The 18,275-nt window shown below is 74.1% G+C and carries 16 protein-coding genes; 7 read left to right on the top strand and 9 right to left on the bottom strand.

Annotated elements, in window-relative coordinates:
• Positions 1-3 precede the first annotated feature (3 nt).
• Positions 4-2,082, bottom strand: coding sequence for a DUF1800 domain-containing protein (locus tag AB0B02_RS15440; RefSeq protein WP_357300693.1), 2,079 nt, complete (start codon positions 2,080-2,082; stop codon positions 4-6).
• A gap of 522 nt (positions 2,083-2,604) precedes the next feature.
• On the opposite strand from AB0B02_RS15440, the gene AB0B02_RS15445 reads away from it, so the two are divergent.
• Entirely contained in the window at positions 2,605-2,862 is a 258-nt protein-coding gene (locus tag AB0B02_RS15445; protein ID WP_281936927.1) for a DUF3040 domain-containing protein, read from the top strand.
• 50 nt (positions 2,863-2,912) lie between these two features.
• On the opposite strand, the gene AB0B02_RS15450 is transcribed toward AB0B02_RS15445, so the two are convergent.
• Together AB0B02_RS15450 and AB0B02_RS15455 are read right to left on the bottom strand one after the other, a co-directional pair.
• Entirely contained in the window at positions 2,913-3,896 is a 984-nt protein-coding gene (locus AB0B02_RS15450; RefSeq protein WP_357300696.1) for an SWIM zinc finger family protein, read from the bottom strand.
• Positions 3,893-7,006, bottom strand: coding sequence for a DEAD/DEAH box helicase (locus tag AB0B02_RS15455; RefSeq protein ID WP_357300698.1), 3,114 nt, complete (start codon positions 7,004-7,006; stop codon positions 3,893-3,895). Before AB0B02_RS15455 ends, AB0B02_RS15450 begins: the two co-directional genes overlap by 4 nt.
• Positions 7,007-7,068: 62 nt before the next feature.
• Between AB0B02_RS15455 and AB0B02_RS15460 the strand changes: the two genes are divergently transcribed.
• Entirely contained in the window at positions 7,069-7,932 is an 864-nt protein-coding gene (locus AB0B02_RS15460) for a carbohydrate kinase family protein (protein ID WP_357300700.1), read from the top strand.
• Between the two features lie 75 nt (positions 7,933-8,007).
• Here AB0B02_RS15460 and AB0B02_RS15465 read toward each other — a convergent pair whose 3' ends face one another.
• Complete coding sequence (locus AB0B02_RS15465) at positions 8,008-8,529, bottom strand: DinB family protein (protein WP_281936932.1); 522 nt, start codon at positions 8,527-8,529, stop codon at positions 8,008-8,010.
• A gap of 82 nt (positions 8,530-8,611) precedes the next feature.
• On the opposite strand from AB0B02_RS15465, the gene AB0B02_RS15470 reads away from it, so the two are divergent.
• Positions 8,612-8,818, top strand: coding sequence for a hypothetical protein (locus AB0B02_RS15470; protein ID WP_281936934.1), 207 nt, complete (start codon positions 8,612-8,614; stop codon positions 8,816-8,818).
• Between the two features lie 10 nt (positions 8,819-8,828).
• On the opposite strand, the gene AB0B02_RS15475 is transcribed toward AB0B02_RS15470, so the two are convergent.
• Together AB0B02_RS15475 and AB0B02_RS15480 are read right to left on the bottom strand one after the other, a co-directional pair.
• Entirely contained in the window at positions 8,829-9,974 is a 1,146-nt protein-coding gene (locus tag AB0B02_RS15475; RefSeq protein ID WP_281936936.1) for a polysaccharide pyruvyl transferase family protein, read from the bottom strand.
• A gap of 75 nt (positions 9,975-10,049) precedes the next feature.
• Positions 10,050-10,634, bottom strand: coding sequence for a TetR/AcrR family transcriptional regulator (locus tag AB0B02_RS15480; RefSeq protein ID WP_357300703.1), 585 nt, complete (start codon positions 10,632-10,634; stop codon positions 10,050-10,052).
• A 65-nt stretch (positions 10,635-10,699) separates the two neighbouring features.
• On the opposite strand from AB0B02_RS15480, the gene AB0B02_RS15485 reads away from it, so the two are divergent.
• Both AB0B02_RS15485 and AB0B02_RS15490 read left to right on the top strand, forming a co-directional pair.
• Positions 10,700-11,296: a dihydrofolate reductase family protein gene (locus AB0B02_RS15485; protein WP_357300705.1), complete on the top strand. Its 597-nt coding sequence runs from the start codon at positions 10,700-10,702 to the stop codon at positions 11,294-11,296.
• Positions 11,297-11,418: 122 nt separating this feature from the next.
• On the top strand, positions 11,419-12,357 hold the full coding sequence (locus AB0B02_RS15490) for a phosphotransferase (protein ID WP_357300707.1): 939 nt from the start codon (positions 11,419-11,421) through the stop codon (positions 12,355-12,357).
• Positions 12,358-12,495: 138 nt separating this feature from the next.
• Here the strand turns inward: AB0B02_RS15490 and AB0B02_RS15495 are convergent, their stop codons facing one another.
• The 3 genes from AB0B02_RS15495 to AB0B02_RS15505 form a co-directional block, all read right to left on the bottom strand.
• Positions 12,496-13,707, bottom strand: coding sequence for an ROK family transcriptional regulator (locus tag AB0B02_RS15495; RefSeq protein WP_281936944.1), 1,212 nt, complete (start codon positions 13,705-13,707; stop codon positions 12,496-12,498).
• Positions 13,708-13,891: 184 nt separating this feature from the next.
• Positions 13,892-14,689 carry an alpha/beta fold hydrolase gene (locus AB0B02_RS15500; RefSeq protein WP_281936945.1) on the bottom strand — a complete coding sequence of 266 codons (798 nt, stop codon included), beginning with the start codon at positions 14,687-14,689 and terminating at the stop codon, positions 13,892-13,894.
• 40 nt (positions 14,690-14,729) lie between these two features.
• Complete coding sequence (locus AB0B02_RS15505) at positions 14,730-15,314, bottom strand: XRE family transcriptional regulator (protein ID WP_281936946.1); 585 nt, start codon at positions 15,312-15,314, stop codon at positions 14,730-14,732.
• Positions 15,315-15,393: 79 nt separating this feature from the next.
• Between AB0B02_RS15505 and AB0B02_RS15510 the strand changes: the two genes are divergently transcribed.
• Together AB0B02_RS15510 and AB0B02_RS15515 are read left to right on the top strand one after the other, a co-directional pair.
• Positions 15,394-16,374, top strand: a complete 981-nt coding sequence (locus AB0B02_RS15510; protein ID WP_281936948.1) for an NAD(P)/FAD-dependent oxidoreductase — start codon at positions 15,394-15,396, stop codon at positions 16,372-16,374.
• A 53-nt stretch (positions 16,375-16,427) separates the two neighbouring features.
• A complete protein-coding gene (locus tag AB0B02_RS15515; protein WP_357300711.1) occupies positions 16,428-18,275 on the top strand; it encodes a glycoside hydrolase family 15 protein in 1,848 nt (615 codons plus the stop codon).

The raw sequence follows: 18,275 nt of genomic DNA on the forward strand, positions 1-18,275 counted from the left end.
GCCTCACCGGAGGTGGTGCTGGGGGGACGCGAGGATCGTCCGCGCGACCGCGGCGATGGCCCCGTTGAAGGTGGCGTCGACCTTGGCGCCCTCGGACACCCCGGCCACGGCGAGCACGAGCTTCTTCTCCTTGGCGCTCAGCTTCTGGTGCACGAGCTTCTGCGCCAACGCGTCCACGTACGCCCCGGCGGTCGTCGGCGGCTTCGCCACCAGCTTCTCCGGCTTCACGTAGGTGAACTGCTTGCGCCAGCCGCCGAGCAGGTCGCCGGCCTCGTTCCAGCCGTCGACCATGGTGCCGGCCGAGGTCCAGGCCAGGTAGACGTCGGCGTAGCCGTCCGGGGTGGGCTTGCCCATCGGGTACTGGCCCAGCTCGCGCATCTTGTCCTGGATCTGCCGCAGGCCCTGCGCGAACGGCGTACGCCGCTGGTCGCCCTCGAACCCGGCGGTCGCGTCCGGGCCCACGCCCAGCGACCGGTACGTGGCGACCAGGTACTCCATCGGGCGGCGGACCTTCTGGCCGACCGCGGCCCAGAACTCCGAGGAGCTGAACAGCGTCGCCAGCACCGGCCGGATGTTGCCCTTGTTGGTGGTGTACGCCTTCGCCAGCCGGTCCACGATCGACTTCGGCGGCGTGTCGGAGACGAACCGGGTGGCCAGGTTCTGGGCCACGTACTTCGCGGTCGACGGGTGCAGCGCGATGTACCGGATGTACGAGTCGATCACCTTGTCGGCGACCTTCGGGTCGTTCGAGTTGTTCGCGTGGCTGAACCCGAGGATCTTCACCTTGCCGACGTAGTGCCGGTCGCCGAAGAACATGTACTTGCCGTCCGCGACGCCCCGGCCGGTCTGGAGCATGGCGGCCTGCCGCACGTCCTTCTCGGTGTAGCCGCCGTCGACGCCGACCGAGTACAGCTCCAGGTTCTCCCGGGCCAGGTTCTCGTTGATCGCGTCCTTGCGCGAGTCGACCTGGTTCAGGTAGAGCAGCAGCGCGGGGTGCTTGTTCGCGGCGACCAGCATGTCCGGGTAGCTGCCCAGCGCGTACTTGCGGATGACGTCCTTGTCGAACGAGTTGCGGTACGTCTCGCCGCCGTCGAAGTCGGCCGCCACGTGCAGGAAGTCGTTCCAGAAGTCGACCATCACCTCGAAGAGCTGGCGGTCGGACCAGATCTGCCGGGCGATGGTGGCGTCCACCGTCTCCCGGGCCGGGTCGACGCCGCGCTCGTTGAGCTGGTCGCGCTGCTCGCGGAGCTGGGTCGGGCTGAGCTTCAACGAGGGCAGCTCGGCCAGCTTCAGCTCACCCTTGGTCGGGGCGATCTTCTCCGGCTCCAACTGCTGGCGCAGCCAGTTGTCGATGCCGAGCTTCTTGATGTCGGCGATCACCCTGGGCGTCGGGCCGAACGTGGTCCGGCTGGCCAGGTGGCGGATCGGGTCCTTGGCGAGCACCGTCTTCACGGTCACCTCGGTCGCCGCCGCGGCCGCCGCCGGGCTGCCGAAGAGCCGGCCGCCGGCCGGGGCGTTGCGCTTGAGCGCCGCGCCCGCCCGGGAGCCCATGTAGCTCTCGTTCTGCTCGGTGTAGGTCCGCACCGTGCTGGGCTGCTGGCCGCTGGGCCGCGCCTGGGTGCCGTCGGTGGTCACCGTGCCGGTGGCGTCACCGGCCGCCACGTCGTCCGAGAACAGGCCGCGAAGCTGCGGGGAGAGCGCGAAGGCCGCGCCGCCGGCGACCACCGCCGCGCCGCCGAGCGTGGCGAGGGCACGACGCCGGCCACGACTCGGGGCGTCGTCGGAGTCGTCGTCCAGGTTGGGCAGTCCCGGGCCGGCCGGCGGCGGGTACCCACCGGCGGGCTGGGCGTAGCCGGGGTGCGGCTGGGGGTGACCCGCGCCGGGCGCGTGGCCGGCCGGGGCGAAGCCGTTCGGTCCGACCCACTGGGGGCCCGGGGCGGGCTGCGGCGCCGGGGCGGGGTGACCGCCGGCGTACGGGGCGGTGGCGCCCAGGTCGCGGTACCCGTCCGGATGGGGGTGCTGGTATCCGTCCCAGCCGCGGTCGTCCCGAGGTCGACGCGGTGGCACGTTCAGGTCGGCCATGTAGCTATCCCGTTTTCTTCGAGCGCCGGCACGCCTGCCACCCGGGGGTTGGGTGGGAGGGGCGGCGACGGTTGCCGGAGAGTTGCTACGGGAAAGTAGCCAGGCCGGACCGGCTGCTCAAGGCGGCCCGGAGCGGCTCCTGAGCACACTTAAGACGGTGCTCAGGCCCGGCGCGGGCCACCCGACGTCGACCCCTTCCCCCGGCACCCCCCGGAGCAGGGCCGACTCACCCGCCAACCGCCCGGACGCGAGGTTTCGCCCGCCATCGGGCCCTCACCCCCCGTTCACCCCCACAGGCAAACTTAAGGCACCGCTAAGCCTCCCCTACCCCTCTCCCCCGCCCGCCCTCCCCGGGCAGATTCACGGGAAGAGTGGCCATTCCGCCTCGGATGGCCACTCTTTCCGGGAAACCGGGCGCTCGTTGTCGAGGGGCGGGGAAACGAGCAGGGGCAGGGGGGCTTGACGGGCGGGGAATCCGGGTAAGCCGCCGAACCGCTGAAGCCGTGAGGGGAAGGCATCGCCATGCTCAGCCAAGAGGATCAGCGCAGGTTCGAACAGATCACCCGCCAGCTGCGGGAAAGCGATCCGCGGTTCTTCGCCCGGTTGGACAACCGGATCAGGGGTCGCCGGGGCCGGTACCTGATGCTGTTGACGATCACGCTGTGGGCCTCGCTGCCGGCGATGACCGTGCTGGCCGGGAGGTTGGCCGGGGCGATCTGCGCCACGGTGCTGGTCGCCAACGCCGCCCTGATGTGGCGCTTCCGCCATCGCCTGCGGTGAGCGCAAGGACGGGCCCCGCTCAACGCCTCCGGTAGAGGTGGGGCACCCGCTCAACCGGCCGGTCCGCGCAACTCCCGGTACGCGCGGCGCAGCCGCTCGACCAGGCCCGGCCCACCGATCTCGGCGCCGGGTGGGCCGAGCTGCCGCAGCAGCAGCTCCGGGCCGGTGTCCAGGGTGGGCGGACGGTCGGGCAGCGCCACCGGTGAGAGCCAGAACCGGTCCAGCTCCGCCGCCGGCTCGATCGGCGTCAACCCGGCCAGCACCCGCCCGGCGCCGGTCACCGACAACGCCGCCGCCCCGGCCGGCGGGTCCACCGAGCCCGCCGACGACGCCGCTGCCGTCCCGTCCGGGTGGTCCACCGACCCGGCCGACGACGCTGCCGTCCCGACCGGCGGGTCCGCCGATCTGGCCGACGCCGCCGCCGACCCGTCGGGCCGGACCCCGCGTAGCGTCCGCAGCCGGTTCAGCAGGTCGGCCCGGGATCGGCCGCGCCAGTGCAGCAGCCGGAACGGGTCCGCGTCGAACGCCTCGGCGAGCAGGTAGAACGTGGCCGCCAGGTGCTTGCACGGCACCGCGAAGTCGGGGCAGCCGCAGCGCTGCGCCAGCTCGCCCACCTCGGCCGGGAACAGCGGCGCGCCCGCCGCGGCGAACAACTCCTCCAGCTCCGCCGGCAGGTCACCGGCGAGCAGCCGGGCGCTGAAGAACGCCTGCCCGGCCAGCTCCGCCTCGATCCGACGCCAAACCTCCTCCGGGTACGCGGACAGCCCGATCCGCACCGGGTACGGAGTCGGCCGCGACCCCTGCACCTCGGCGGTGACGAGTCCGGGCGCGACGTCCAGCCGGAGCACCTGCCCCCGGCGCGCGTACGCCCGACCCCGGGTGAGCCGGGTGCCGAGCGCGAACGACTCCAACACCTCCAGGAACCGCCGCGACCACCAGGACCGCCCGATCGCGCCCCGGGTGCTGCGCGCCCGCAGCCCACCCTCGACCCGCAGCGGCGGCCCGTACTCGTCGAAGCGGGGACCCGTGCTCACTCGACCACCGCCCCGGCCTCCAGCGTGAACAGCTCCCGCAGCGTCTCGGTGGACAGCTCGGTGACCCACTGCTCGCCGCTGCCCACCACCGACCGGGCCAGGTTCCGCTTGTCGGCGATCATCGCGGCCACCTTCTCCTCCACCGTGCCGGCGCAGACGAACTTGCGCACCTGCACGCGGCGGCGCTGGCCGATGCGGAACGCCCGGTCGGTGGCCTGGTCCTCCACCGCCGGGTTCCACCAGCGGTCCACGTGCACCACGTGGTTGGCGGCGGTCAGCGTGAGCCCGGTGCCGCCGGCCTTGAGCGAGAGCACGAACAGCGGCGGGCCGTCCGGCGACTGGAACCGGGTGACCATGGCGTCCCGCTCGGCCTTGCCGACACCGCCGTGCAGGAACAGCACCTCCCGGCCGGTACGCGCCGACAGGTGCCCGCGCAGCATCCCGCCGAACTCGGCGTACTGGGTGAAGAGCAGCGCCCTCTCCTCCGCCGCGAGCACCTCGTCGACGATCTCGTCGAGCCGTTCCAGCTTGCCGGACCGGCCGGCCAGCGCGGAGCCGTCGTGCAGCAACTGGGCGGGATGGTTGCAGACCTGCTTGAGCCGGGTCATGGTGGCCAGCACCAGCCCCCGGCGCTCGATCCCGTCACTGGACTCGATCTTCGCCATCATGTCGTCGACCACGGCCCGGTAGAGCGCGGCCTGCTCGGCGGTGAGGTTGCAGAGCACCTCCATCTCCAGCTTCTCCGGCAGGTCGGTGATGATCGACGGATCGGTCTTGAGCCGCCGCAGCACGAACGGGCCGGTGACGCGGCGCAGCCGCTCGGCCACCTCGGCGTCGCCGTGCCGCTCGATCGGCTCGGCGAACCGCTTGCGGAACGTCGCGGCCGGGCCGAGCAGCCCCGGATTGGCGAACTGCATGATCGACCAGAGGTCGGCGAGCCGGTTCTCGACAGGCGTACCGGTGACTGCGACCCGGTGCCGCGCGGGCAGCGCGCGGACCGCCTCGGCCTGCCGGGTCGCGGCGTTCTTGATCGCCTGTGCCTCGTCCACCACCACCCGGTGCCAGTCCACGCCGGCGAGGTCGACGGCGTCCCGGGCGGCCACCGAGTAGGTGGTGAGCACCAGGTCCGCCTCCTGCACGGCGACGCCGAACTCCTCGCCCCGGGTCCGCTCCGCGCCGTGGTGCACGTGCACGCGCAGGTCGGGCGCGAACGTCGCGGCCTCGCGCTGCCAGTTGCCGACCAGCGACATCGGGCAGACCAGCAGCGTCGGGCCGGCCTGCGGCGGGTCACCGGCGAGCAACGCGAGCAGCTGCACCGTCTTGCCCAGCCCCATGTCGTCGGCGAGGATCCCGCCCAGCCCCAGCGACTGGAGGAAGGTCAGCCAGGCCAGGCCGCGCCGCTGGTACGGCCGCAGCGTCCCGACGAAGCCCGGCGGCGGGTCGGCCGGCGTGAGCCGCCGCTCCGCCTCGCCGGCCAGCAGCTCGCCGAGCGCCCCGTCGGCGACCACGTCCAGCACCGGCAGCTCGCCACCGCCCTCCTCGCCGGACAGCCCCATCCGCAGCAGGTCCGCCACGGTCAGCTCGCCGGAGGACCGCAGCAGGCGCAGCCCGGCCTCCAGCCGCTGCGGGTCCAGCTCGACCCAGCGACCGCGCAGCCGGACCAGCGGCGACTTCAGGTCGGCCAGCGAGGCCAACTCCTCGGCGGTCAGCGGCTGGTCGCCGAGCGCCACCTCCCAGCGGTAGTCGACGAGCGCGTCCATCCCCAGCGTGCCGGCGGCGGTGGCGACCGCGCCCGGCGCGGTGCGGCCGCGCGCCCGCAGCCGGGCGCCGAGACGGGACGAGGAACGCCGCCACCAGGACGGCAGCAGGACCCCGAAACCGGCCGCGTGCAGCACCGGCGCTCCCTCGCGCAGGAACCGGTGCGCGCCCTCGGCGTCCAGCTCCATCCCCTCCGGCGCGGCGGTACGCAGCGCCGCGTCCACCTCCGGCCAGAGCCGGCTGGCCCGGCCCAGCTCCGCCAGCAGCGTCTCCTGCGGGTCGATGCCGCGCGCGGCGAGCGCGGGCGCGGGCCGCTGCCAGATGTGCCCGGCGTCGACCACCAGCCCCGGCTCGTCGGTCGGGTGCAGGCCGAACTCCACCCGCCACGCGCCGCCCTCGACCAGTTCGGCGACCGGGTCGACGGCCGGCTCGACCAGGCGGAACGTGGCCCGTACCGCGCCGCCGGCGGCGTCGCGCTGCCAGGCGTCCAGCTCGCGCCGCAGCGTCGCCAACGCGGCCGGCTCGGTGGTGAAGGCGCGCTCCGGGCCGGTGAGCGCGGCCAGCCAGCGCGGCACCGGACCGCCGGGTCGCATGCCCCGGTGCAGCCGGGTGTCGGCCAGGGCCGCCCGGGCGGCGGCGTCGACGAGCGCGTCCAGCGCATCCGCCACCAGTTCGCCCGGCCCCACGCCCTCGCGGGCGGCGCGGGCCGCCGGGGGCAGGGCCAGCGCCAGGTCGCGGGCCCACCCCGCGTCCGTGCCGGTGAGCAGTGGCCGCCAGAGCGCCAGCGCGGTCGCCACGTCGGCCTCCGCCACCGCCCGGAGCCGGCGCCGGGCTCGCGCCGGGTGGTGAGAGGGGGCCCCTTCTCTACCGGAGGCGTTAAGCGGGGGCCCCTCCTTGAGGGCGAGCACGGTGGGGAGCAGGCGGCCACGGGTGACCAGGTCGGCGGCGAAGTCGGCCAGCTCGGCCAGGTGGCGCAGGCTCGCCCCGACCGGGTCCGGCCGGGGCGCGCGCAGCAGCGCGTACGCGTCGTCCGGGGCGTACGCCAGCGCGGGGACCCGCCAACCGGCGCGGGTGACCGGGCCGCGGACCGGGTCCCCGACGGCGGCCCGGACCAGCTCCGGCGAGTCCACCGGCGAGCCGGCGCGGGTGGGCAGGCCGAGCAGCACGGAGATCGGCTCACCCGGCAGCGGATCGAGCGCGGCGGCCAGCGTGGCGTGGTCGGCGGCGAACGGTTGCGGCCGTTCCCGGGGCGCACGGCCGGGCCGGCGCGGCGCGGCGGCCGGCAGCGCGCCGTCCTCGGCCCACAGGGCGAGCCCCGCGCCGGGCAGCCACAGCCCGTGGATGACCAGCACGCTCTCCCCCTCGCGACGTCCGGGGCCAGGATAGGCGGCTCGGCGCGGATATCGTCGGCGCCATGGCCGACCTCCTCGTGATCGGTGGGCTGGGCGTGGACGTACGCGCCCGGGTGCCCGCGCTGCCGCTGCCCGCCGCCGACTCGCTGACCGTGCCCCCGGTCGAGCTGCGGATCGGCAACACCGGGGCCGGGGTGGCGCTGGCCGCGCACGCGCTCGGCCTGCGGGTGACGCTCGTCGACGTGCTGGGCGCCGATCCGGCCGGCGACGTGGTGCGGGCGGCGCTGGCGCGTACCTCGGTGCGGACCGTGCTGGTGGACGCGCCGGCCGGTACCCGCCGGTCGGTGAACCTGGTCGACCCGGCCGGCCGACGGATGTCGTTGTACGACCCGCGCCCGTGGTCCGGCCAGGCGGCGCCGTTCGCCGAGGCGGAGCTGGCCGCGCTGGTCGCCGGGGCCGCCCACACGCACGTGTCGATCATGGATTGGGCGCGGGACGCGCTGCCGACGCTGCGTGGTGCCGTGTCCCTCTCCACCGATCTGCACGACTGGGACGGCGAGAACGGCTACCACCGGCCGTTCGCCGAGGCCGCCGGGCTGGTGTTCGTCAGCGACGTGAAGCTGGGCGAGCGGGCCGGCAAGGCGGCGGCCGGGCTGGCGCCGCGCACGGTGCTGGTCACCGGCGGGGCGGCCGGCGCGACCCTGCACACCCCGGACGCGCCGCCGGCGCACGTGCCGGCCGCCACCCCACCGGCGCCGGTGGTGGACACCAACGGCGCCGGGGACGCCTTCGCCGCGGGCCTGATCGCGGCCCGGCTGCGGGGTGCCGACCCGCTCGACGCGGCCCGCTACGCCGCCCGGGTCGCCGCCGCCGCGTGCACCCACGACGGGATGGAGTATCCGGACGGGCTGCTGCCCCGCGAGTGACACCCGCGGGCGGTTCGACGGGTGCCGCCGCGCCCGGAGCGTGCCCGCTGGACCGGGACGAGGCCGCTCCGACGCTCAGATCGCGCCGGTCTCGCCGTCGGTCAGCTCGCGCAGGATGTCGGCGTGCCCGGCGTGCCGGGCGGTCTCCTCGATCAGGTGCACCAGCACCCACCGCAGCGACACCTCGCCGAGCTGGGGATGCGGCACCACGTGGTCGAGGTCGAAGCGGGCGGCGACGGCGCGGGACCGGGCGCAGGCCGCCTCGTAGGCAGCGGCGAGCGCCTCGACCGTGTCGTCGGGGCCGAGCGTGAAGCTGGCGTCGGCGTCGGCCTGGGAGGTGAGGTAGACGTCGCCCGGCTCCGGCGCGAACAGCCGGGCGAACCAGTTTCCCTCGACCAGGGCGAGGTGCTTGAGCAGCCCGGCCAGCGTGGTCAGCGAGGGCACCAGCCGTCGACAGGCGTCGGCGTCGGCGAGGCCGCGCGCCTTGCGCAGCACGGTGGCGCGGTGGAAGTCGAGGAACGCGTCGAGGATCGCCCGTTCGTCGCCCGTGCGGGCGAGGACCGGACCGAGTGTCGGGTCGATCGTCGGGGTCGCCATGTCCGGACCCTAGTCGCCGGACCGACCGCACGCTGCCCCGCTATCCGCTGCGCGTGCCCTTCGGCCGGGGCAGGATGGGCGCATGGCTTCCACGGTGCACATTCCCCTGGTCGGCGGCGCGGCCGACGGCGAGACCGTCACGGTCGAGCTGGACAGCAACGGCCGTCCGCCGCTGACCCACCACCACCTCGGAGCGGGTGGGCTGGCGGAGGCGCAGATCTACGAGCTGGAGTCGGACGACCGGCCGGAGCACGACTGGGTCTACACCTGGCGCGGCCCGGCGGTCTGAGCGCGCCGGCTCAGGCCACCGGGGTCAGCGTGCGGGTCCGGATGCTGTCCAGCACGCTGCGGGTCACCTGCGAGGTGCCGCGCGCCTGCTCGCAGACCTCGGCCACCCGGCGGGCGGTCTCGTCGGCGCGGGCCGCCCGCTCGTCCCACAACCGGTCCACCTCGGCCAGCAGCGGGCCCTCCACCTCCCGCTCCATGCCGCGCAGCGCCGGCACGCCGAGCCGCTGGGCCAGGTCGAAGACCTTGCCGGCGTACGGCAGCGGCAGGAACGGCGTGTTCATCATGGCGGCGAAGATCAGGAAGTGCAGCCGCATGCCGACCGCCAGGTCGAAGTGGCGCATCAGGCCGAGGATCTGCGCCGGGCGGTAGTCGCCGTGCAGGATCCGGCCCCGGTCCGCGGCGATCATGTGCGACAGCACGCCGTGCGAGTGCCGGATGTCGTCGCGTTCCATCGGGACGAAGAGCACGTGCGCGTCGATCCGGTGCACCAGGAAGTCACCGATCTGGGCGAGCAGTCGGTGGTAGCCGTCCACGTCGAGGCGTTCCGCGGCCCGGCCCGGCTCGCGCACGCTCAACCCGACCAGTCGCGAACCGGCCGGCACGCCCTCCTCACGCAGCCACTGCGCGGGGAACTCCTCGGGCGTGAGCAGGAACGCCGGGTCGCCGGTGACGGTGATCGGGTTGACCAGGCCGGCCTCCTCCAGCACCATCCGCGACTCCTGGTCCCGGACGGTCACCTCGACGGCCTGTGCCAGCGTCTCGCGGACCATGCCGGTGTCCACCCCGTCGGTGAGCGGGCCGACGCCGACCGCGTACGTGAGCAGCGGCAGGCCCCGCTCCTGGGCGACCCGGACCACCCGTAGGTAGCGCCGGGCCTCCTTGTCGTAGAGGATCCCGCCGCCGCCCAGGACGAGCAGGTCGAGCTGGTTGAGCACCTGGGACGAGTCGACCCGGCTGACGCCCTCCCACGGCACCGCCTCGACGTCGGGGTGGGCCAGCGCGGTGTGCGCCGGGTTGCGGGAGAACACGATGATCCGCGCGTTCGGCTCGTGCTGACGCAGGTCGGTCAGGAGACCCGTGAGGATCGCCTCGTCGCCGAGGTTGCGTCCGCCGTACGAGCCGAGCACGCCGATGGTCAGTCCGGCGCCTCCGGTCATCCGATGCTCCTTTCCGTGGCGTCCGGGCCAGCGTTCCCGCTGCGCACGCCGGGGTAACCCGGTCGGGTGCCGGTCTCAGGGGGCGAGGTCCGCGCCACCGACCAGACGGGAGACCAGGGAGGAAACCACCTGGTCGGGGTCGAACCCGGCGTCGATCGAGGTGGTGAGCAGGTCGAGCAGGAGCCCGTCGACCGCGTAGTGCAGCAGCGCGATCTCGTACGCCCCGCCGGGCAGGCCGGCGGCGACGTGGAAGGCGACGTCGTCGGCGTACCCCCGGCGGAGCACGTCGCCGAGCGCGGCCCGCAGTTCGGGACGGCGGCCGGCCTCCAGCCGCAGCTCCCACAGCGCCCGGGTGAGGTCGGGCTCGCGGGTGGTGCGGGCGACGACGTCGCGCAGGTAGTCGGTGACCAGCGCGAGCGACGGCTCCCGGCGGCCCAGGTCGGCCACCACCGCCGGGTCGGGCGCCATCCGGTCGAAGATCCGTTCGGCCAGGCCGGCGAGCAGCGCCGACCGGGACGGGAAGTAGTTGGAGGTCGTGCCGGTGGGCACGCCCGCCTCGGCGTCGACCGCCCGGTGGGTCAGCCCCCGCGCGCCGGCGGCGGCGAGGATCCGCAGGCCGGCGTCGGCGAGCAGGGTACGGCGTTCCGGGTTCCTGGCCACGCCGGACACCCTAGCAACAACCACGACAGGTGTTGTACATTCGTCGCCGAACCACGACGGCCGTCGTGGTTACCTTGGACATCGGAGTCGGTTTGCGCACGCTCGTCTACTTCGTCGCCAGCACGCTCGACGGCTTCATCGCCGCCCCCGACGGGTCGTTCGACTTCCTCCCGCTGGAGCCGGACGTGGCCCCCTACCTGGTGTCCGACTGGCCGCAGACGCTGCCCACGTTCGCCCACGCCCAGCTCGGCGTCCCGTCGCCACCCACCGGCCGCTTCGACGCCGTGCTGATGGGTCGCGCCACCTACGAGCCGGCCCTGAAGGTCGGCGTCACCAGCCCCTACGCCCACCTGGAGCAGTACGTCTTCAGCCGCTCCCTGGACCCGGCGGACCATCCGGACGTCTCGGTGGTGACCGGCGAGCCGGCGGCGTTCGTCCGCGAGCTGAAGACGCGTCCCGGCGGCGACATCTGGCTCTGCGGCGGCGGCAACCTCGCCGGCCAGCTCCTCGACGAGATCGACGAGCTGGTGGTCAAGCTCAACCCGGTGGTGGCCGGCAGCGGCATCCCGCTGGTCGACCGCCGCTTCGACCCGAGCCGGTTCACCCTCACCGCCACCCGCCCGTTCAACAGCGGCGTCGTGGTGCTGCGCTACGCGCGGTGAAAGGCCGGGCCCCCTGTTAACGCATCCGGTAGAGGCAGGGGCCCCGCTTGACGCCTCGATGTCGAGCGGGGCCCCGGCCAACTCGGTTGCCCGGCGAGGGGACGGCGCGCACGGTGGACCGGGTGAGCAGCCTGACGAAGAACCGACTCCACTGGCACGAGCTGCCGGCCCACGTACGCGCCGCGGTCGAGACCATCCTCGACGACCGGGTGGTGACGGCGGAGTCGCAGCCGGGCGGCTTCTCCCCCGGCACCGCCGACCGGGTCCGCACCGCGCGTGGCGAGCGGGCCTTCGTCAAGGCGGTCAGCCCCGCGCAGAACCAGCACACGCCGGCCATGCACCGCGCGGAGGCCCGGATCGCCGCCGCGCTGCCGCCGACCGCGCCGACGCCCCGGCTGCTCGGCAGCCACGACGACGGCGAGTGGATCGCGTTGGTCTTCGCCGACGTCGAGGGCCGGCACCCGGTCACCCCGTGGGACGCCGGCGAGCTGGCCGCCGTGCTGTCCACGCTGGAGACGATGGCCGCGACGCTCACCCCGGCCCCCACGGTCGCGACCACCACCGCGACCGAGGCGCTCGTCCACGACTTCGCCGGCTGGCGACGCCTCGCCGACGATCCGCCCGCCGATCTCGACCCGTGGGCCCGCGACCACCTGCCCGAGCTGTGCGCCGCCGCCGACCGCGGCCTCGCCGCGCTGGCCGGCGACACGCTCTGCCACCTCGACGTCCGCGCCGACAACCTGCTGCTCGGCCCGGACGGACGGGTCACCGTGATCGACTGGCCCTGGGCCTGTCGTGGGCCGGCCTGGCTGGACACCTTGCTCACCGTCATCAACGTGCAGGTGTACGGCGGCCACGACCCGGACGCCCTGCTGGCCTCCCGGCCGCTCACCGCGCACGTCGACCCGGCCGATCTGACCGGGGTGCTGGCCGGGCTCACCGGCTTCTTCCTCGACGGCGCCCGTCAACCGCCGCCGCCCGGCATCCCGACCGTGCGGGCGTTCCAGCGACTCCAGGCCGACGCCCTGCTCCCCTGGCTGACCCGCCGCCTGAGCCCCTGACCTCTGCCCCCCACCCTCCCCACCCTCCCCGCCCTCCCCACCTCGTTGATCTTGCAGTTGTGGCCCCTCGAAAGCCCGATACGCCCCTTCTGCCCGGGCCACTTCTGCAAGATCGACGCACGGGTGGGGTGGGGTGGGTTAGGGGCGGAGGGCGAGGGGGTTGGTCAGTAACGGGGTGAAGGCGAGTTCGGCGGCGCCGATCAGGGTGGCGTCGTAGCCCAGCGCGGAGACGCGCAGGTGGGCCTTGTCGCGCGAGACGGGGAGCACGTTGGCGGCGATACGGTTGCGGACCTGCTGGGCTGCGGTGCCCGGGAACACCTCGCGCAGCGTCCCGCCGAAGATCACCACGCCGGGGTTGAACAGGTTGATCAGGTTCGCCACGCCGATGCCCAGCCAGTCACCGATGCGCCGCAGCGCCTCGCACGCGGCGGCATCCCCCTGCTCGGCGGCGGCGACCACGGCGCGCACCGCCTCCCGCCCCCGGTGGTCGGCCGGGCGGCCGGCCTCGTCGAGCAGCGCCCGCTCACCCACCTCGGCCTCCAGGCACCCGCGCGAGCCGCAGCCACAGGGCCGCCCCTGGTACGGGTTGACCAGCATGTGCCCGACCTCGGAACCGTACCCGCCGTCACCGTCGAGCAGGTCCCCGCCGACGATGATCCCGCCACCCACGCCGACGTCACCGTGCAGGTAGATCAGGTTCTGCGCGCCGACGCCGGCGCCGCGTCGGTGCTCGGCAATCGCGCCCAGGTGGGCCTCGTTGCCGACCAGCACCGGCAGGCCGAGATCCAGCCGGCGGGCCAGTTCGACGCCGAACGCCTGGTCCACCCAACCCAGGTCCGGCCCGAACCGCACCATCCCGTCCCCGGGCCGGATCATCCCGCAGTAGGACGCGCCGATGCCCACGCACACCGACGTCGGCGGCGCGTCGTGGTGCAGCGCCCGCCCGAAGTCGGCGAGCACGGACACCACCGCGTCGAGGTCGGCCCCGGCGCGGGCCCGGGTCGCCTCGAGCCGGGCCGAGACCGTCCCGCCCAGGTCGACCCGGGCGGCCACGAGCCGGTCCACCGCGATGTCGAAGGCGAGGACGTGAACGGCTTCCGATTCCGGGCGGACCACGAAAGACGGACGTCCCGCCCGTCCGCTCGTCGTGGCGGGCACCTCCCGAACCAGGCCGGCAGCCGCGAGGTCCGCCGTGAGCGCCATGACCGTGCTGCGGTTGACGCCCAGCCAGTCGGCCAGCTCGACGCGCGAGACCGCGCCCCCCAGGTGGACCCGGCGGAGTAGCGCACCCAGGTTGCGGCGACGGGTGTCCACCTGCGCATGCCGATCCGCAGCCAGATCCTTCAGCATCGACCACCCCGTCAGCTGACACACGGCCTGTCCTCCGAGGATAGACCTCAACCATCAGCCGGTCGGCCGGCGTTCATTCCAGCGCGGGGTCGTTGCGGATGGCCGATCGCGATGCCGGCCGACGGTTTCGGCAGAAGTGGCGTCCGGCGACGGGCCGGTCCACGCCGCAGTCGACGCGGTGCGCTCAGCCGGGCGCGCGCGCCACGTGCGTGAGGAACGGCAGCACCGCCGCCGGCAGCGCGGGCGACGCCACCACCTCGTCGTGGGTCAGGCCGGGCAGCACGGCCAACCGGGACGTGGGCCGGTCCGATCCGTCGTCGCCCGGGTCCCGGTGGCCGCCGCCGAGCAGGCCGAAGAACTCGGTCACGTGACTCATCGGGATCGCGTCGGCGTCCGCGAAGACCAGCAGCACCGGCATCGGCAGCGCGGCCACCTCGGCCGACCAGTCGTAGTCGCGGCGCAGCAGCTCACCGCTGCGCGCCCAGAGCGCCGGCCAGTCCTGCGGCCGGGGCGCGGCCTCCGCGTACCGCTCGTACGGCGGGGTGCCACGCATCCGCTCGGCGGCGCGTTCGTCGTGCGTGGACATCGCGGCCAGCACCCGCGGGTGCCAGCCGCCGCGCCGGAACGGCGTGGAGACCAGGACCAGGCGGCGGACCAGCGCGGGATGCTGGATCGCGGTACGCAGGGCCACGCCGCCGCCGAGCGAGTAGCCGAGCAGGTCGACCTCGGGCAGGTCGAGGTGCCGCAGCAGCGCGGCCACGTCGTCGGCCATCGACTCGTACCGCAGCGGCCGGTCCACGCCGCCGGTGCGGCCGTGGCCCCGCAGGTCGACCGCGATCAGTCGCCGGCGGGCGGCCAGCGCGGACCGGACCGGGGCGAACGTCCCGGTCGAGCCGTAGGAGCCGTGCAGCAGGACCAGCGGCTTGCCGGCGCCCTGCACCTCGTACCAGATCCGCAGCCCGCGCACGTCCGCATAACTCACCCGCTGATCGTGCCGCCCCGGCCGGCGTTTCGGGGCGGGATCAGTCCCGAGCGCGTGGGCGGGCGCGCAGGTGGGCCCGCTCGCCCTGGCTGCCGAAGAGGCTGAGGAACTCCACGCCGTCGGCGTCGGCGCGGCCGAACCAGTGCGGGACGCGGGTGTCGAACTCGGCCGCCTCACCGGGGACGAGCACCAGGTCGTGCTCGCCGAGCACCAGGCGCAGCCGCCCGTTGAGCACGTAGACCCACTCGTACCCCTCGTGGGTCTTCGGCTCGGGCTCGGCCCGGCCGCCGGCCGGGATGATCAGCTTGTACGCCTGGATGCCGCCGGGCCGCCGGGTGAGCGGCAGCATGGTCATCCCGTGCGCGGCGACCGGCCGCAGGTGGATCCGCGGGTCACCGGTGGGTGGCGCGCCGACCAGTTCGTCCAGGGCGACGCCGTACGCCTTGGCCAGCGGAAGCAGCAGCTCCAACGTGGGCCGCCGGCCGCCGGACTCCAGCCGGGACAGCGTGCTCACCGAGATGCCGGTCGTGGCGGAGAGGTCGGCGAGCGTGGTCTCCCGTTCGCGGCGCAGCGCGCGCAGGCGGGGGCCGACCGCGTCGAGCGCCTGGTCGAGGTCGTCATCCATCCCGCCAGTTTGCCACGTTGGCAACAAGGTTTGCTCCCGGGCGCAGGGTCGTCGCACGCTGGGCGCGGAGGTGGTCACGATGACCGAGGTACGGCAGGACGACTACGAGGTGTTGGTGATCGGCGGCGGTGCGGCCGGTCTGAGCGGCGCGCTGATGCTGGCCCGGGCGCGCCGGTCGGTGCTGGTGGTCGACGGGGGCAGCCCGCGCAACGCGCCGGCCGACGGGGTGCACGCGCTGCTGGGCCTCGACGGCGTGCCGCCGGCCGAGCTGCTGGCACGCGGGCGCGACGAGGTCCGCCGTTACGGCGGTCACCTGCTCACCGGCGAGGTCGAGGCGGTGACCCGCGACGGCGAGGGGTTCGACGTGGCGCTGGCCGACGGTCGTCGGGTGCGGGCCGGCCAGGTGCTGGTGGCCACCGGCCTGGTCGACGAGCTGCCGGCGGTGGCCGGGTTGCGCGAGCGCTGGGGCCGGGACCTGGTGCACTGCCCGTACTGCCACGGGTGGGAGGTGCGCGACCGGCCGATCGGGGTGATCGGCAGCGGCCCGCTGTCGGTGCACCAGGCGCTGCTGTTTCGGCAGTGGAGCGACGACGTGGTCTATCTCCGCCATACCGCGCCGTCGCTCACCGACGAGCAGGCGGAGCAGCTCGCCGCGCGCGGCGTGCCGGTGGTGGAGGGCGAGGTCGCGGCCGTCGAGGTGGTCGGGGACCGGTTGACCGGGGTACGCCTGGGCGACGGCCGCACGGTCAGCCGGGAGGTGCTGACCGTCGCGCCCCGGATGGTGGCGCGGGCCGGGTTCCTGGCGACGCTGGGGCTGCGCGTGGCGCCGCACGAGAGCGGTTCGGGCGAGTACGTGCCGGCCGACCCGGCGGGGCGTACCGGGGTCCCCGGGGTGTGGGTGGCGGGGAACGTGACCGACCTGTCCGCGCAGGTCGGAGCCGCGGCGGCGGCCGGCGCCCGGACAGCCGCGATGATCAACGCGGATCTGGTGGCCGCGGAGACGCGCGCGGCGGTCGAGGCGCGTCGGCGGACGACGGACCGCGAAACGGCCCTAACCTGACAATTCTTCCCCTAGGTTGAAAGCGCAGGAGGCAGTCGACACCGGGGGGCGACGTGGAGAGCTATCCGGCGATCGAGGATCACGGGCTCATCGGCGACCTGCAGACCGCCGCGCTGGTGACCTGCGACGGGACGATCGACTGGTTCTGCGCGCCGCGCTTCGACTCGCCGAGCGTCTTCGCCGCGCTGCTGGACCGGGAGAAGGGCGGCTACTTCCGGATCGCCCCGCACGACGTCCGGTACGTCACCAAGCAGCTCTACCTGCCCGGCACACCGATCCTGATCACGCGCTTCATCAGCGCGGACGGCGTCGCCGAGGTGATGGACTTCATGCCGGTCACCGGCGAGCGGGCCACCGACGCCCACCGCCTGGTCCGCATGGTCAACATGGTCCGGGGCAGCATGCGCTTCCGGGTCGAGTGCCGGCCCCGGTTCGACTACGCCCGGCAGAAGCACCGGCTCGAACGCCACCGGAACGGGTACGTCTTCCGCAGCCCGTCGGCGTCGCTCACGTTCAACCCGGTCGACCCGGTGCGCCAGCTGATCTCCCAGAGCGGCGACCTCCACCTGGACGACGGTGACCTGGTCGCGCACGGCACGTTGAACGAGGGCGACACCGGCGGGGTGGTCCTGGAGACGGGCGGCGCGGAACCGCGGATCATCTCCCCGGAAGAGGTCCAGGGGATGTTCGAGTGGACCCGCGACTACTGGCGGCGCTGGGTCGAGCGGTCCCGCTACACCGGCCGCTGGCGGGAGATGGTCGAACGGTCCGCCATCACGCTCAAGCTCATGACGTACGCGCCGACCGGCGCGATGATCGCCGCGCCCACCGCCGCGCTGCCCGAGCTGGTCGGCGGCACCCGCAACTGGGACTACCGCTACACCTGGGTACGCGACACGTCGTTCTCCGTGCACGCGCTGCTCGGCCTCGGGTTCACCGAGGAGGTCAGCCGCTACATGGACTGGCTGGACGAGCGGATCCGCGAGGCCGGCGACCACCAGGACCCACTGAAGATCATGTACCGGGTGGACGGCTCCTCCGACCTGCACGAGGAGGTGCTCGACCACCTGGAGGGCTACCGCGGCTCCAGCCCGGTGCGGATCGGCAACGGCGCCGCCGACCAGCTCCAGCTCGACATCCACGGCGAGGCGCTCTACGCCATGCACCTCGCCGACGAGCAGGGCATCCGGGTGTCGCACCAGGTCTGGAAGAGCACCGTCCGGCTCGTCGACTGGCTCTGCCACAACTGGGACCAGCGCGACGCCGGTATCTGGGAGAGCCGCCACCACCCCCGCAACTACACGTTCGGGCGGGTGATGTCCTGGGTGGCGCTGGACCGGGCCATCCGGCTGGCCACCCGTACCGGCCGCCCCGGGGACATGTCCTGCTGGACCGAGCAGCGCAACCGGATCTACAACCAGGTCATGGCCCGCGGTTACCACCGGGAACGCGGCAGCTTCGTGCAGGCGTACGACGAGAACGTGCTGGACGCCGCGCTGCTGGCCATGCCGGCGGTCGGCTTCATCACGCCGAGCGACCCGCTCTGGAAGTCCACGCTGGCGTCGATCGAACGGGACCTGGTCTCCGACAGCCTGGTCCACCGGTACGACCCGGAGCACTCCCCCGACGGCCTCCCCGGCCACGAGGGCACGTTCAACATGTGCACGTTCTGGTACGTCGAGGCGCTGGCCCGCACCGGCCGACTGGACGACGCGAGACTCACGTTCGAGAAGATGTTCACGTTCAGCAACCACCTCGGCCTGTACGCCGAGGAGATCGCCGCGACCGGTGAGCAGATCGGCAACTACCCGCAGGCCTTCAGCCACCTCTCCCTGATCAACTCGGCGTTGGCGCTGAACGACCTGCTCGACGCCGAGGCGGACGCCCGCCGCCGCCAGTAG

This window comes from Micromonospora sp. NPDC049240 (assembly GCF_040647835.1).
GTDB lineage: Bacteria > Actinomycetota > Actinomycetes > Mycobacteriales > Micromonosporaceae > Micromonospora.